Annotated in this window: 17 protein-coding genes; 9 read left to right on the top strand and 8 right to left on the bottom strand. The window is 49.7% G+C overall.

All coding sequences use genetic code 11. The features are described 5' to 3' along the window. The first annotated feature begins 7 nt into the window (after positions 1–7). Positions 8–1,849 carry an ATP-dependent nuclease gene (locus MCON_RS15055; protein ID WP_013718586.1) on the top strand — a complete coding sequence of 614 codons (1,842 nt, stop codon included), beginning with the start codon at positions 8–10 and terminating at the stop codon, positions 1,847–1,849. Continuing rightward, a complete protein-coding gene (locus MCON_RS03080; RefSeq protein WP_013718585.1) occupies positions 1,830–3,626 on the top strand; it encodes a UvrD-helicase domain-containing protein in 1,797 nt (598 codons plus the stop codon). The genes MCON_RS15055 and MCON_RS03080 overlap by 20 nt, the downstream gene beginning before the upstream one ends. A gap of 169 nt (positions 3,627–3,795) precedes the next feature. On the opposite strand, the gene MCON_RS03075 is transcribed toward MCON_RS03080, so the two are convergent. Next, positions 3,796–4,095, bottom strand: coding sequence for a hypothetical protein (locus tag MCON_RS03075; protein WP_013718584.1), 300 nt, complete (start codon positions 4,093–4,095; stop codon positions 3,796–3,798). Then, complete coding sequence (locus MCON_RS03070) at positions 4,095–5,141, bottom strand: hypothetical protein (RefSeq protein WP_048131762.1); 1,047 nt, start codon at positions 5,139–5,141, stop codon at positions 4,095–4,097. The genes MCON_RS03075 and MCON_RS03070 overlap by 1 nt, the downstream gene beginning before the upstream one ends. A gap of 120 nt (positions 5,142–5,261) precedes the next feature. On the opposite strand from MCON_RS03070, the gene MCON_RS15965 reads away from it, so the two are divergent. The 3 genes from MCON_RS15965 to MCON_RS03060 all read left to right on the top strand — a co-directional run bounded on the left by MCON_RS15965 (position 5,262) and on the right by MCON_RS03060 (position 6,300). Then, entirely contained in the window at positions 5,262–5,417 is a 156-nt protein-coding gene (locus MCON_RS15965) for a hypothetical protein (protein ID WP_157863649.1), read from the top strand. A 417-nt stretch (positions 5,418–5,834) separates the two neighbouring features. After that, on the top strand, positions 5,835–6,086 hold the full coding sequence (locus MCON_RS03065; protein ID WP_052297603.1) for a type II toxin-antitoxin system HicB family antitoxin: 252 nt from the start codon (positions 5,835–5,837) through the stop codon (positions 6,084–6,086). Then, positions 6,079–6,300, top strand: coding sequence for a type II toxin-antitoxin system HicA family toxin (locus MCON_RS03060; protein ID WP_048131760.1), 222 nt, complete (start codon positions 6,079–6,081; stop codon positions 6,298–6,300). Before MCON_RS03065 ends, MCON_RS03060 begins: the two co-directional genes overlap by 8 nt. 237 nt (positions 6,301–6,537) lie before the next feature. Here MCON_RS03060 and MCON_RS03055 read toward each other — a convergent pair whose 3' ends face one another. Both MCON_RS03055 and MCON_RS03050 read right to left on the bottom strand, forming a co-directional pair. Continuing rightward, on the bottom strand, positions 6,538–7,752 hold the full coding sequence (locus tag MCON_RS03055; RefSeq protein WP_232844326.1) for an MFS transporter: 1,215 nt from the start codon (positions 7,750–7,752) through the stop codon (positions 6,538–6,540). Between the two features lie 59 nt (positions 7,753–7,811). Beyond that, entirely contained in the window at positions 7,812–8,261 is a 450-nt protein-coding gene (locus MCON_RS03050; protein ID WP_052297515.1) for an Hsp20/alpha crystallin family protein, read from the bottom strand. A gap of 91 nt (positions 8,262–8,352) precedes the next feature. On the opposite strand from MCON_RS03050, the gene MCON_RS15050 reads away from it, so the two are divergent. Further along, positions 8,353–8,937: a GbsR/MarR family transcriptional regulator gene (locus MCON_RS15050; RefSeq protein WP_157863648.1), complete on the top strand. Its 585-nt coding sequence runs from the start codon at positions 8,353–8,355 to the stop codon at positions 8,935–8,937. Positions 8,938–8,990: 53 nt separating this feature from the next. Here MCON_RS15050 and MCON_RS16830 read toward each other — a convergent pair whose 3' ends face one another. Further along, a complete protein-coding gene (locus MCON_RS16830) occupies positions 8,991–9,113 on the bottom strand; it encodes a hypothetical protein (protein WP_269798836.1) in 123 nt (40 codons plus the stop codon). A gap of 135 nt (positions 9,114–9,248) precedes the next feature. On the opposite strand from MCON_RS16830, the gene MCON_RS03040 reads away from it, so the two are divergent. From MCON_RS03040 to MCON_RS03030, 3 genes are all read left to right on the top strand, one after another. Further along, complete coding sequence (locus MCON_RS03040; protein WP_013718577.1) at positions 9,249–10,394, top strand: DUF2202 domain-containing protein; 1,146 nt, start codon at positions 9,249–9,251, stop codon at positions 10,392–10,394. 170 nt (positions 10,395–10,564) lie between these two features. Next, entirely contained in the window at positions 10,565–11,425 is an 861-nt protein-coding gene (locus MCON_RS03035) for an MBL fold metallo-hydrolase (protein ID WP_013718576.1), read from the top strand. A gap of 19 nt (positions 11,426–11,444) precedes the next feature. Then, the gene (locus tag MCON_RS03030) at positions 11,445–12,413 is read left to right on the top strand and encodes a radical SAM protein (protein ID WP_013718575.1); all 969 of its coding nucleotides are present in this window, start codon (positions 11,445–11,447) and stop codon (positions 12,411–12,413) included. Between the two features lie 169 nt (positions 12,414–12,582). Here MCON_RS03030 and MCON_RS03025 read toward each other — a convergent pair whose 3' ends face one another. The 3 genes from MCON_RS03025 to MCON_RS03015 are packed head-to-tail and all read right to left on the bottom strand — an operon-like array spanning position 12,583 to position 14,937. Beyond that, positions 12,583–13,182, bottom strand: coding sequence for a hypothetical protein (locus tag MCON_RS03025; protein ID WP_157863647.1), 600 nt, complete (start codon positions 13,180–13,182; stop codon positions 12,583–12,585). Between the two features lie 55 nt (positions 13,183–13,237). Then, positions 13,238–14,092: an ATP-binding protein gene (locus tag MCON_RS03020; protein WP_013718573.1), complete on the bottom strand. Its 855-nt coding sequence runs from the start codon at positions 14,090–14,092 to the stop codon at positions 13,238–13,240. Continuing rightward, complete coding sequence (locus MCON_RS03015; RefSeq protein WP_013718572.1) at positions 14,074–14,937, bottom strand: P-loop NTPase; 864 nt, start codon at positions 14,935–14,937, stop codon at positions 14,074–14,076. Before MCON_RS03015 ends, MCON_RS03020 begins: the two co-directional genes overlap by 19 nt. Positions 14,938–14,957 lie beyond the last annotated feature (20 nt).

Raw genomic sequence — 14,957 nt, 5'->3', positions numbered from 1 at the left:
GATAAATATGTATTTAAGCAAAATCAGCGTGCACAACTTTCGAAATTTAGAGTCGCTGGAAGCAAATCTTTCTCCAGGCCTCAATGTTATAGTAGGAGAAAATAATGTTGGGAAGACAAATCTCTTGGATGCACTACGTGTTGCATTAGGTTCTGCATGGAATAATTCGGAGCCGATTCATCTTTCAAAAGAAGATCTTCATCGTAGCTCTGATGGCAATATGATAGATAAATCGATAATAGTAGATTTAATATTTTCAGAGCTTTCAGAAGAAGAACAAGCTCAGTTTTTAGAAATACTGAATTATAATCCTAAATTTCCCGAAAAATCAACCGCTAGCATCCACTTTGAGTGGTCATGGAATGAAACTAATGACCGTGGATATTATCGACGTTGGGGGGGCGAAAGGTCAAATTCAGAAACATCGATCTCAGAGGATATACTACAAATGCTCTCAATAACACTACTCGGTGCATTGAGAGATGCGTCCAGCGGTCTAGCGCCCGGTAGACAAAATCGTTTAGGACGTCTTTTAAGAGTATCTGCAAATGCACACGATAAAGCTCAATTGGAGGAAGTAATCTCTAAAGCCAACAACGATTTAGAACAGAATCCATTTGTAAGAAGTGCTGAGGAAAAAATAAGCATGGCTCTAGAAGGTGCTTCTGGGCCGGAGTTCAAACAAGAAGCAATTATCAGATCATCCGAGCCAGAATTTGACCGAATTGCTAATAATTTACGCCTAGTGCTGAAGATTAGCGATTTGGATTTGGCCACAGGTAAGCCGATAACTCGGGAACTAAGATCAAATGGGTTGGGATATAATAATCTAATTTATATTGCTACTGTGCTCAGCGAACTTGAAACTGTAGCACAGGCTGCACTTCCACTTCTACTTGTCGAAGAGCCCGAGGCGCATTTACATCCACAATTACAGATCTTGCTTATAAATTTCCTTCTGAAACGCGGTGCAGGAAGCAGTGAGACTCATGGCGTCCAGGTAATTGTAACTGCTCACTCTCCAACAATAGCGTCATACGTTCCCATCGAAATACTCAGAGTTCTCCATAGAGATCCTTCTGGAAAGCTCCGTTGTATGTGCCTACGTGAATGCGGATTAACGAAAAAAGAGGCTTACCAGCTCAGAAGAATGTTCGATGTTACGAGAGCTACACTTCTATTTGCACGGGGAATAATTTTAGTCGAAGGCGTTACAGAGGCTATTCTTATTCCCGCGCTATCCAGGAGATTAGACATTAAACTTGAGGAGAAAGGGATTTCCGTAATCCCTATTTGCGGTGTACAATTTTCAACTATTGCTAAACTATTTGGAGAAAATAAATTAAAAATACCTCTTTCAATTATAACTGACGGAGATCCTAGTATTCAATACGAAAATGATGGCGAAAAAAATTGGACCAATGAGATTCCAAAAAAAGACGATGAAGGGAATATAGAAGTCTGCGATAGGGTAATCAAGCTCTTAGCCGAATTTATAGACAACCCAGTTGCAAGCGTATTTCCTTCAAAAGTTACATTGGAATATGATTTGGCTGATGCCGGTGAGAAAAACCCCGAGATGATATGTCGGGCCTGGGAAAGTTGTTCGAATCGGCCGAGAACTTTTAATCTAGACAGACTTAAGGCATGTGGTAATGATCATGAGAAGCGTGTACTTGCAGTTTGGCGCGGGATCTGTCGGGCTAATCCAAGCAGTGGGAAAGGCGATCTGGCTCAAGAGCTAGCAGAAATGCTTGAATCCAATGATGAGTATTTCATTGTTCCTGATTATATTAAACGCGCCATCTATCACGCAACCGGGTGTCCCCATGAAGACCTGTGCCGATAATTTTCCAACGCCGGAGCAAAAAGCTGTAATTGACAGCAATTCACGCATAACAGTTGTTCGTGCGTGTCCCGGTAGCGGCAAAACACGTGTATTTGTAGAGTCCTTGAAAATGCGTATCGATTCGTGGACAAAGAAAAATGCTGGCATAGCTTCAATTTCTTTTACGAATGTGGCTCAGGAGCAAATTGCTGAAGGCATCGGCAAACACCTGCCTTACCCTCACTTTATCGGAACACTTGATGCGTTTGCGTTAAGATACGTCGTTCGTCCATTTGGTCACCTTGTAGGATTACCTAAAGAAGGCCATCGTCTCATACCGTCTCCTTTGGATGAAGCAATTGAATATCCGGAAGTAGAGATTGACTCCAGTGGTCAAAAAATTAGTTTATTCAGCATCAGATTTGCAGATGGCCCACTCCATAAACCAAACATGAAAGCAAAGACATTTCGAGGTCAGATTGATATTGAGCCTGATTATACATCGAATATTTTAAAGAAGAAGAAAGCAGAATGGAGAAAGCGAGGCAGAATTACTCACTCAGACTGCCAATATATATCTTCCTTAATTTTGTGTCATCCGGAATTCGGGAAAAAAGTCTCGGAACTGGTTACTCGTAGATTTCCTATGATACTTGTTGATGAATTTCAGGACACTAATTGGTTTCTTGGACTTGCTTTAATAGAATTATTGCGTTCTCCTTTCCTGGAGTCTGGATTAGTTGTGGGAGATCCAGATCAAGCAATTTTTGAATTCGGAGGTGCCAATCCTGATCTATTTAAAGATATTGAAAATTTACCTGGTGCCAAGTCTTTGCCTTTGAATCAAACACATCGTTGCCCGAAGAAGATTGCTGCTATCGCAACTGCACTTTCCGATACCGGCAAACAAGTCTTGCCAAGAGATAACGCAGATCAAGGATCGGCAATAATTTTGGTGCACGATATGGAAAAAATAGATAGAAACAAAAAAGTTATAGCGAATATAAGCAAATTTTGTGAAGAAGAAGATCAGCTGGCTATCATATCGAGACGCGAATTAACCTTAAGAACTTTTTTGGGTGAATCAATCTCTAGCTTTAGAGGGGTTTCTCATTCAGGAAAGAATATCGAAAACGCTGTGCAAATGCTTCGTTCTGACCAATCAAAAGTCGCTTCGCATATAGTGGAAAGAGAACTCGCTTGGATTCTGTTTAAAAATGATTCACCTTCCATGAACGACCTTCGTGATCTTGATGTTGATCTAATTAAATGGCGAAGGATCATTTATCAAATACTTAAAGAAGCCAGCATCGATAAGAAAGATGAGACATGGAATGAGTGGCTGTTGAGAATAAGGAAGCTAATTCTAGATTCCGCGCTCGATCTCAATTGCGAATTTGATAAAAGAAGGATTTCGGATAATTTGAAGCAAAATCTAAAAGGTAATGTACTTCGAAAGATGGCTGAACACCTGGAATCAAGTGATAGTTTAATTGAAAGGGCAACCATAAAAACCATTCACCAAGTTAAAGGCGACGAGTTTGAATGCGTCGTTATATTGGTCCCTAAACCCAGCCCTAATAATTCGCCTTGTCCTTCTGTTGAATGGTGGCCAGATGGTCCTTCAGAAGAACGCCGCGTTGCCTTTGTGGCCGCATCTAGAGCTAAGAAGACTCTAATTCTTTGCATTCATCGCGACACATATAACGCTTTAAGAACATTGAGATCAGATTTTGTCGACAATTTTGAGCAAATTTTTCTATTCGAGAGACAACATTCATTGATGGAATTTTTATGATATGAATTTTTGAAATCAAACATTCCAGGATCTTCGCTTCGATCACGAGGCCCGCCTGCACGACGAGCTCTTCTCTTCCGGGCCAGGCAAAAGGAGCTGATGACGGGCAGGCTGCGGGCGGGGGCGCTTGTGTCTGATAAGTCATAGGTCAATCTATTTATTACGGATTTTATCTTTTTATTATCTTAATCCCTTCCACAAACCTCTCTTTCCTCTTGTTGAGGTATTCCTCAATAGTAAGAGGGCACCTCACTAAATCCACAAAGTCTTTTATGTTTATTCCCAGCTCTTTTGCCATTGGACCTAACAATCTGGGACCGATCTCTTGATTCTTCCCATGACTTACATGAGTCCCAGCTTCCTTTTTCCCATTGATATATAAATGATAGTATTTATGTTTATTATTACTTTGCTGAAAGCCCTTTCGTTTTAGTCCTGCTTCGACCTCATCCTGGTTGAGCGAGGTCATTAATTCACCTCAAAGAGTCCTAACAGGACTTCTCGCAACAGCTTTCCGGTCTCACCTAGATCATCCTCGGGACAGAGTGCATATTCCGTCCATAGTTCATCTATGAAGTCATGGAGTTGATTTTCTGCCTCGTAATAATCTGTGGAATACCCAACGGCGTCGACGTAGGGTATGCTCAGAACCCAGAGACCTTCATCGTATTCAACGCTCACTTCAATGGGAATTCGGGGGACAAAGATACGATCTCCTGCCTCAAATTCTTCCAGCTGATAGCTCTCATAAGGCTCAATTTTATCCACATAAAAATTCTTGATCTTTGGACTGCCGCTAATGCGCTCGGCACGTCCGGTTAATTTAACCGGATGTCCCAGTAGATCCCTGGCACTGGCCTCCAAATCGCCGGGGTATACCGCCTGGAATTTCTCGCCTATTCTTTCGATCTTCATTACCTTCTCAGGGTCAACTCGCAAGTCTGCTAAGAGCCCTATTCGGACTTCCTGGCCCAAATGTCGCTGACGTTGAGAAATTAATCCTTCAATGCGGCCCCGATTAGCGGCTTTCATTTCAAAGCTTCTGCCGCCCTGGCCCTCAAAGTGCAATGCATAATTGGGCTTCTTCGGGTATAGATTAAGTAGATCCAGGAGCAAACGCGATCTGTAAGCATGATCGGGGACAACATCGTCCACTTCTCGACCCTCTTCGCCCTCAACTGAAGCAATAAAATCTGTGATTTTAGTGATCACTCTCGGCCCGGGCGGTTGATACTTTTGAAAATTATCGATCTCGGGCTGTCCATATTTAACTGCCGACTCAACTTCAACTACGACGCTGCCTGAACTGATTGATTTAATTAGAAGACAATAGTCATCCAAAATCTGCTTTTTAAGTCGGCCGCCCTCACTGAATGGTTGGCCTTCCAGAAAACTGCCCATGTGCCAGGCAATCTCTTGCAGGGATATCAACAATTTTCCAGCATCCTCCAATCCGACTTTTTCCCCCTCAGAGGTGCATAATCTTAATATCAAAGTCGATTGCCCTGAATCCATTATGATTAATTTTCTTTCCCATTCTATTTCAATTTAACTGGATTTGGACACTAACATCAAATATTATCTTTGGAGCCTTGACTTCGATTTTCTCAGATAAACAAGAGATGCGCTTTCCCGTTGCTTCGATCACTGGCCCGCCTGCACGACGAGCTTTTCCTGGCCATGACAGAGGAGCTGATGACCGACGGGCTGCGAGCGGGAGGCACTGGTGGAGGCATAGAGATCCTGTTGGAGATGGTGGTTGGAGGCAGGCGGTCAGCTGGCCCGACGTAGACATATTCTTATAATTATAATATTTAGGGCTTCGCTCAATTCTCATTTCGAAAAAATCGATATTGCAGGTGCTGCACTATCCAGCAACCTTTGCCGCCACTGTATCCAAGCCTCCCCGGCGCTGAGGGGGGGCAGGGCACTTCCGCGCGTTTAACCGCGCGCGTCGCCCACTAAAAAAACAGATTTGAAGGATTAATATTAACCTCAATATATCAAGAACAATCGACAGCCCACATGTATTTCCTGGCTCTGATAGTCGCCGGCCTCTATCACGCGCAACAACCGCGCGCTGCGCCCCACTGAAAAGAGGCATAAGAAGCCACAACGCAATCATAATGAAATCATCATTATAATTCCAGGATGTCTCTGAGCTAACTCATGATAACAGTTAAATCCCATACTGGAATAGAATCCATTATGTTCTCAGAGTACATCAGAGCAGCTTTGAGTCGGGCCAAATACGAATCCCTGAAGGATGGCTCTTACATGGCTACGGTAGCCGGCCTTCCGGGAGTGATCGCTACCGGAGAGACGATCGAAACTTGTCGGGACGATCTCATAGAAGTAATTGAAGAGTGGGTTGCCATACGCCTGCAAAGAGGCTTTGCTATACCGGCCATCGATGGTCATACGATAGACGTCTCTGGGGAGCCGATGGCTATTGTGTAAATTGACTCCGGTCCCTTACCGCGTCCTCATAAAAAAGCTCAAAAATCTGGGCCTGGAGGGACCACACTCTGGCAACAAGCACCCTTACATGATCATTGGAGAGACGGTTATCATATTGCCAAATCCTCATCAGGGCAGGGATGTGGATGTTCGCCTGATCAAGACCATTCTGAAAGATGTCGGTATATCTCGAGAAGAATGGCTTTCAGCTTAGTGAAAATTGCAGGTCACAATCGACTGATCCAACCTGCAAGGTGAGTTCTCCCGAGTCATGCGAGAGGGGCTGATGGCCGGCAGGCTGCGGGTGGGGGCGCTGGTGGAGGCATAGGAGGCTAGCGGTCATCTGGCCCGCGCAGTGTATATTTTGCTAATTATAAATGCGCGCGCTCTTTTTGGGCGGCGGGTTCCGGGTGCAACCAGCTGATAAAAACGTCAAATGAATGGAAAACATCTATATCGCTTTTTCATCACCACCACTCATCATCACCAATAGCCCCACTGCTGCTAAAGCCGCAGCTGCAGCACCATATAGAAACGAAGCCTCTGCCCCCCACAGAGACCATATGGCTCCAGCAACTAGGCTGGAGATGATGGAGGCCACTCCCACTGCCCCGTAGTATATGCCCAGAGAGCTGCCCCGAAGTCCGGCCGGACAGAGGTCGGAGACATAAGCCCTCTCCGAGCCGTCCACCAGGGCATAGACCAGGCCGTACATAGCAAAAAGGGCAATCAAGCCCCAGAGGCTGGAGACGGCGGCAAATCCAACTGCCGTCAGGGCAAAAAGAGAATATCCCAGGAAGAGAACCCTCTTTCTTCCCACCCGGTCAGACCAAATGCCCACCGGCATGGCCAGGAGGGCATAGACCAGATTGAAGAGCAGATAGAGAAGAAGGGGCGCTGCCACTGCCATCGATCCGGAGAAATGGTCCTGGGCGCGGAGGATGAAGAACATATAGCTGAAGTTGCCCAGGGCGAAGAGGCAAGCGATGAATAGAAAGCGCTTCAGCTCCGGCGATAGAGAGGAGAGATTCAATCTGATGCTGCTAGTGCAGCAATCTGGAGCGCGAGAGCTCTCTTTTACCCAGTAGAAGGGAAGCAACGCCGCCACTGAGAGGATCCCCGCCAGCATCAGAATGGAAGGGTAGCCAAAGCCGCCCTGCCAGAGGAGATAGGCCAGCATCGAGCCGACGACCGCACCCGCTGAGTCCATGGCCCGGTGCAGGCCAAACCCCCGTCCTCTGTGGCCCTGATCAGTGGACTCGGATATCATGGCGTCTCTGGGAGCGGACCTCACTCCTTTGCCGCTTCTCTCCAGGGTCTTGAGGAGGAAGACATGCTGCCAGGCAGAGGCAAAAGGCAGGAAGAGCTTGCCCATTGCCGATATGGCATATCCGGCCACCACCAGCGGCTTTCTCCTGCCCAGGCGATCAGACCAGCATCCCGAGAGGACCTTGAGGATGCTGGGCAGGCCGTCGCTCACCCCGCCGATGAGGCCCACCGCCATGCTGCCTCCACCAAGTTGAGCGATGAAAAGAGGGAGGATGGGCTGGATGATCTCGCTGCTGATGTCGTTGAGAAAGCTGACAACGCCCAGCAAGAGGACGTTCATCCTCGTCTTTGCATCCGTCCGCTGATCGGGCTTTGGGCCTGTGGCAGGAGTCGCCATTTAGTTCTTCTTTGGGCTTGGCTTTTTTGCTTTTTTAGTGAAAAAAATGGGTCTCGATATCATTCCACCTGAATTCTCTGGGAGTCTACTACCATTAGCTTGGGAAGATGAACCTCCAGGATGCCATTATTGAAGCTGGCTTTAACCTGCTCCGGCTTGACCTCAAGAGGCAGCTTGATCTCACGTTCTACATTTCGGTTCTCTATCTCCTGATGCAGGTATTTTCCCTCACGGGCCGCTGCTTTGGCGCTTATGGTGAGGGTGTCCTCCGTCACTCGGAGATCGATCATATCCTTGCTCCTTCCCGGCAGGGATACGAGAGCGACCAGCTCGTCCTTTCCGTCCATGAGATCTATAGCAGGCTGATCCTGGCTCTTCTCCATAGAGATATCGCTTGGCAGGTCACCCAGTATCTTCTTCGCCGCCTGAATTGATATGCGAGCAACTTCAACCGCTGCATTGCCTATCATCTGCTCCAGATCGCTGCTTCCAGATGGATATGATTTCATATACAAAAATAGGTCGTTGTATCATAAAATCCTTTGCTTCCTTGCCGCGGGGAGAGCAAATTACTTAAACGCCTCTTTCGAGTGGAATGCTGTGAAGGACGGGGAAGCACTGAAACTGAAAAAGCCAGTAATAGAGGCGTGCATCAAATCAGCTCGGAAATATGGAAAGAGCGATGCAATAGGACTTCTGCGAGGCACCCTCTTCCTAGAGAGTGAACCCATGTCCCTGGATATGCTAGCAGAGAGGACCGGCTACAGCAAAACCACCGTCCGTTCCAGCATGAACCTGCTGGAGAGCCTGGGGATAGCTCGCCGAGTGGTCGACCCCCAGGATGTGCATCATAACATCAAGCAGCATCGCTACGCCCTGGTGAACGATGCCGAGGCAAAAAGGCAGGTCATTCTCTCAGCAGCCAAAGAGGAGGTTGATCTGATTCTGCAAGCCCTTCTTCAGGTGAGAGATAACCTGGAAAGAGAAGAGGATGAAGGTTGTAATAGAGCAAGGGATAAAGGGTACAAGCCAGAGAAGGATGAAGGGTACAGGAGAGACGATAAGCTAAAAGCCCTTTTAGCGGAATCCTTGCAGTTTTATGAGGAGATGAAAAGGACGCTGGATCTGATAAGCCGGTTCACCTCAAAGGAGCTGATAGAGATTCTGGAAGAACATGATAGATAAAAGAGCAATCTCTCTGTCGCTCTCTAGCCGGCCAGCTATCGTCGATTAAGATCTCATCTCAAAGCCCGACCTTTAGGATTTATGCTCTGGTCGTTCTTCTTGGCCAGGCAAGAATCCAAGCCGCCAGCAGCCACAAGAGAAGGAATGCAATGACGAGCCTTATCATGATCAATCACAATCATTAATAGTTATGTTTTGGTATATCTATGTTTTCCTCAGTCGAAGCTAGATGAGGGATTGGAGAAAATAAGCTGCAAATGGCATAGCCTGATATATGTTGCAGCCCAAATATCTTGAAATGGTGTTTGGATATGAGAGCGATCAATGCTGTTTTGCTCCTGGCTCTGCTGCTGACCTTTTCTGGCTGCGTTGAGCGGCCAGAGGCCCCGGCGGTCTCAGAGCAGCAGGCTACAGAGGAATGGAAGGCCGATGGGATAGTTAGCGAGGGGGAATACACCCGCAGCATGCTCCTTCAGGCCCCGACCAGGCAGGGCTACAGCGGCGGAGACATGCAGATCTCCTGGAGGAATGACGAAGAAGATCTCTATCTAGCCCTGAACGGCAGCACCCTTGGCTGGCTGGCGCTGGGCTTTGAGCCTCTGGAGTGGATGAAGGACTCCGATATAATCCTGGCCTCGGTGGACAAAGGCACTGCTGTAGTATTAGATGAGTACTGCACAGGCAACTACGGCCCCCATATCGAGGATACCATGTTGGGTGGCACAGACGACATCCAGGAGTTTTCTGGAAGCGAATCAGCTGGCAGGACCACCATAGAGCTGAAGAGATCGCTCCAGTCCTCTGACCGTTTTGACAAGTCCTTCTCCCCTGGACAGGCGGTCTCCATCATCTGGGCGCTGTCCGACAATCCTGACATCAGCCAGAAGCACGATGTGGCCTACGGCGAGGGCATCCTCTCCTTGACCCGAGCGGGGGGTGTGGCGTCCGCTTCCCTCCCAGGATCGCTGACCCCGATAGAGAAGGATGGTCTCATCTTCATCTGGGAGGAGGAGAAGGCAGCCCGAGACATCTACTCATCGCTATATGAAAAGAACAATCTCACCATCTTCCTGGATCTGACCAGATCAGAGGAGAGCCACATGGACCAGGCAAAGGCAGTGATCGATAAGTACGGCCTTGTCCTTCCGGCGGATGTGCCAGGAGTGTTCGAAAACCAGACACTGCAGGATATCCACGACCGCCTCCTGGCAGAGGGATTGGAGTCCGATGAACAGGCCCTGAAGGTGGCGGCTGAATTCGAGGAGATAAGCATCATGGACCTGGAGGCTGAGCTGGCGGCGGCGGAGAACGAGGATGTCAGGACCATGTATCAGGGACTCCTGGCCGGCTCAAGAAAGCACCTTCGCTCTTATGTCGCCGACCTAAAAGAGCAGGGAATAGAATACGAGCCGCGCCATCTTCTGAGGAGCGAGTTTGAAGAGACCGTACGAGTATAAATGGGATGGAGAGGAGTCTTGAAAAAAGCTCCTCTGACAGAGAGATGGCAGAAACCAAAAGATCTCTCTGTGAAAGCCACGATCACTGCCATACTGGAAAGACTGGAAATGCAGATAAAAAGCGGCCCTGACGCGTCATCCTTAAGCACCCAGCGGCCGTATAGTAACCCATGCTCCAGGACCTTTGTCTGACCATTGTGGTTGAAAACTCCTCTTCCCTTGAAAACGACCATCTGCAGGCCCAGCACGGCCTGTCCATTCTGCTGGATCTGGATATGAATCTGGGATCAGAGAACATGAAGCTTCTCTGGGACACCGGGGCCACGCCGGAGGTGATGCTCCATAATCTCGATGCTCTGCATATAGATCCAGAAGAGATCGATCTGATCTGCCTCAGCCACGGCCACTACGATCACACTGGGGGACTGATGGGCGTGCTGCAGAGGAGGAGGGCACCGGTTCCGATCGTTGCCCATCCTGATATCTTCGCCCCCAAGCTGAAGGTCCGGCCCTTTTTAAAGTACATAGGCGCCCCCTTCACCCGGGACCAGCTGGAGGCTGCTGGAGGGATAATGCTTCCCTGCCGGGGCCCGGTAACGCTGGCTCCAGGGGTCATGACCACCGGAGAGGTGCCCCGGATGGAGGCCTTGGAGACGGTTGAGGGATTCTGGACCATGAAAAATGACCAGTATACTCCCGACGCCATGCCTGATGATCAATCACTGGCCATACATCTGCCTGGAAAGGGGCTGGTTGTGATCAGCGGCTGCGCCCACAGCGGCATCATCAACACCATAAGATATGCCCAGAGGATAACGGGAGAGGAAAGGCTGTATGCGGTGATAGGCGGATTCCACCTCATGGGTGCAGACAATAAGCGCATAGATGCCACCGCCCGCGCCCTGCTCGACCTGGACCCGGCAGTTGTCCGGCCGGGTCACTGCACCGGTCAGAAGGCCCTCTCCCGGCTACAGGATATACTGGGGGAAAGCTGCCAGCCTCTGGCGGTGGGAGATTCAATCGAGTTTTAAGGATAATGGAGATGGGGAGATGGAGAGATTGATAGCTTTTGGGCCTGTGCCTTCCCGCAGGCTGGGACGATCCCTGGGGATCAACAACATTCCTGCCAAGATCTGCAGCTATTCCTGCGCCTACTGCCAGGTGGGCAGGACTCTGCAGATGTCGGCAGAGCGCCGCTCCTACTATCTACCCCAGCAGATCTTCGACCAGGTGGCCCAGAAGGTGGCAGAGGCAAGAGATCTAGGCCTGACTATAGATTACTTATCTTTTGTTCCTGACGGCGAGCCCACGTTGGACAGCAACCTGGGCGAAGAGATCGATATGCTCAAAACACTCGGCATAAAAATAGCGGTGATCAGCAATGCCTCCCTGATCTGGGATGAAAAGGTTCGAGAGGATCTATTCAAAGCGGACTGGGTGTCGGTCAAGGTGGATTCTCTGGAGGATAAAGCCTGGCGGCGAATAGACCGGCCCCACCGCAGTCTCAGGCTCGATACGATCCTTCAGGGAATCAAAGATTTCGCCCGGGAATATAGTGGCATCCTGGCCACGGAGAGCATGCTCTTAGCCGGCATAAACGATTGTAATGCCAGCCTCCTGGCCCTAGCTGAGTTCCTGGAGGGGATCGATCCTGAAGTATCCTATATCTCCGTTCCCATCCGTCCTCCAACAGAATCATGGGTACAGATGCCCTCCCCGGAGAACCTGTGCCTGGCTTATCAGATATTCAGCCAGAGGCTGAAGAGGGTCGAGCTCCTGGTCGGATATGAGGGAGACAGCTTCGACTTCACCGGCGAAGCTAAAGAGGATATCCTGGCGATCGCCTCCGTTCACCCCATGAGAGAAGCTGCCTTGAGAAGATTTTTAGAAAAATCTGGAAATAGCTGGGATATAATAGAAGAGCTGCTGGAAAAAAAAGAGCTCCTCCGAATTGAATACCAGGGCAATAGCTTCTACTTAAGGCGCCCTGAGAGACAGGATAAGATAGGAGCCGAATAAGAGTGTTGCGGGATATTTTGCGAAGCCCATCCTGCCCCAAAATCCGCTGTGAGATCCCGATCAAGGAATCTCGATAAGCGATCCTGACCGGTGATCTTGGGAGCGGAATTCTGTTCAGTCTTATCCCATCTGGGCAAATTTCTTGCCCATAATTTTTGGCCTATTCGATCTATGCCTGGCGGCTTCCCTGTATGGTTCCCGACCAGGCCCCTCCCTGAGCATCATAAGCATTGAAGCTGCCGGAGAGATTATCTTCGCTCATGGTGAGAGTGCACCGGTAGAGCATCATGTTCTGCATATCGACCATATCCAGATAGAGCACATCCTTCGCCGTCCATCCGCTGGCAGACAGGTCTTTTGTCGTTCCGAACGAGGTGAGCATGCCCCGGCCAAAGACTGCATCCTTGTTCTGCACGAGCGTAAGATCAACCGTGCCCGGCAAGCTGCCATATAGATTCAGCCTCCAGTTGCCCCGCAGATCCTGAGTGATCTGAACGAAGGGACTCAAATACTCCCGGCCGCTGATCTTATCCAGGTACTCCGCCGAATGCTGTGGATCGATCGGACGCATCAACGGGTCAATGCTCAGTGGATCGGCATTTGGATCGATATAGGTCTTAATATTGTCCTGGCCAGAGATTGCTCTCGACTCGCCTGGCATGAGGAAGATATCGCTTCCCAGTGGATCATAAGCCTGGGCCAGCATGAAGAGGCTGGCCATCAGACAGATCATCAAGGCCCCACGGGCCAGAGGATATTTTGCTTTCATCTTGATCAAAACCCCCAATTCATCTTCGTCGTCTTATTAATAAAAAATTCGCCTTCTAAAGCTGCCCCTCCAGGCCCTTGTACATATCTTCTATAGCCTCAGCCACCGGTCCTCCGATCTCCACCACCGCCTGCGCCTTGACCATTGCCTCGATGACCGAGGTATGATAGGGCAGCCTTCCCGCGATCTTCACCCCTCTCTTACCGCACAGCTCCTCGATCTTTCTTGCCGCCTCAGGGTTGAGGTCATACTTGTTGATGCAGACGGTCGTCTTTATGCCGAAGTGGTCGGCCACATCCAAGAGCCTCACCAGATCGTGCTCTCCAGTGACTGTGGGCTCCGTCACCACCAGCGCCAGGTCGACTCCGGTCAATGATGCGATCACCGGACAGCCTATGCCCGGAGAGCCATCTATGAGGATTAGATCAAGATTCTTCTCTGCCGCCAGGTCGCGAGCCATCTCCCTGACCATGGCCACCAGCTTTCCCGATGCCTCCTCACCTGGATACAGCTCGGCATGGACCATGGGACCGAATCTGGTCTGGGAAATGTAAGCCTCCCCGGCCTGGACGTCTCTCATATCGACCGCATCCTCAGGACAGACCAGCTGGCATACCCCACAGCCCTCGCAGAGGGGAGTTTCAACCTCAAAATCAGCGATAGCACCAAACCTGCAGGAATCCTGGCAGATCCCGCATTGAATGCACTTTTCTTTATCTATGAATGCCCTCTTGATGCCATAGAACTCCCGCCTTTCCAGGATCTCGGGCTGGAGGATGAGGTGCAGGTCGGGTGCGTCCACATCGCAATCGGCAAAGACTGCTTTTCCTCGGGCGAGAGCTGCCAGTGAGGCGATGATCGAGGTCTTGCCGGTTCCCCCTTTTCCGCTCACTATAGCGACCTGCAACATGCTATCATCTCCTCAATCCTATTTGCCAATTCAACAAACCTCTCCTTCCACTCTGGCATACGCAGGACGAATATCTCTCCCTGGGAGTAGATCTCAGCTATCTTTCGGTCCAGGGGAATCTCCATTAAAAGGGGTATCTTCTTCTCCTCCAGGTAGTGATAGAGCTTCCGGTCACCCACGCCGCTCTTGTTGACCAGAACCGCCTGGGGGATTTTCATCTTGTCCAGCACCTTCAAGGCGATGTCCAGGTCGTACAGGCCAAAGGGAGTGGGCTCGGTGACCAGCAGGCAGAAGTCGCTCCCTCGCACCGACTCCACCATAGAACAAGAGGTGCCGGGCGGGCAATCGACGATCACCGTATCGCCCTGGGCCCTCTGTTTTACTGCTTTGATGAGAGGAGTGGTCCTGGCCTCGCCAAGGGCCAGCTCTCCCCAGACGATATCCATGCCACCGGAACGGGCGTGAAATATCTCCCCTATCGATCGAGAGCCTTCGCTTATGGCCTTCTCCGGGCAGATGATGCTACAGGCCCCACAACCGTGGCAGAGCTCGGGAAAGATCAGCACCGTCCCAGGGAGCACGGCCAGAGCATGATAAGCGCAGACTTCACTGCATTTGCCGCAATGGGTGCACAACTCCTCATCTATCACCGGCACAGCAACCTGGCAGCTCTCTTTCTCCAGAAGGGTTCTGTCCGGAAAGAAAAGGTGAGAATTGGGCTCTTCAACATCACAATCTGCGATTGCAATCCGCCCATCACCCAGGGAATAAAGAGAGGCAGCAAGCGAGGTGGAGACCAGAGTCTTGCCAGTGCCGCCCTTGCCGCTAGCTATGGATAGCTTCAACTCATCCCCTCTAATTCAAA

Source organism: Methanothrix soehngenii GP6, assembly GCF_000204415.1.
In the GTDB taxonomy this organism is placed as follows: Archaea; Halobacteriota; Methanosarcinia; order Methanotrichales; family Methanotrichaceae; genus Methanothrix; species Methanothrix soehngenii.
Note: the sequence above shows the minus strand (reverse complement) of the source record. Positions and strands in the feature narration are given on the sequence as shown.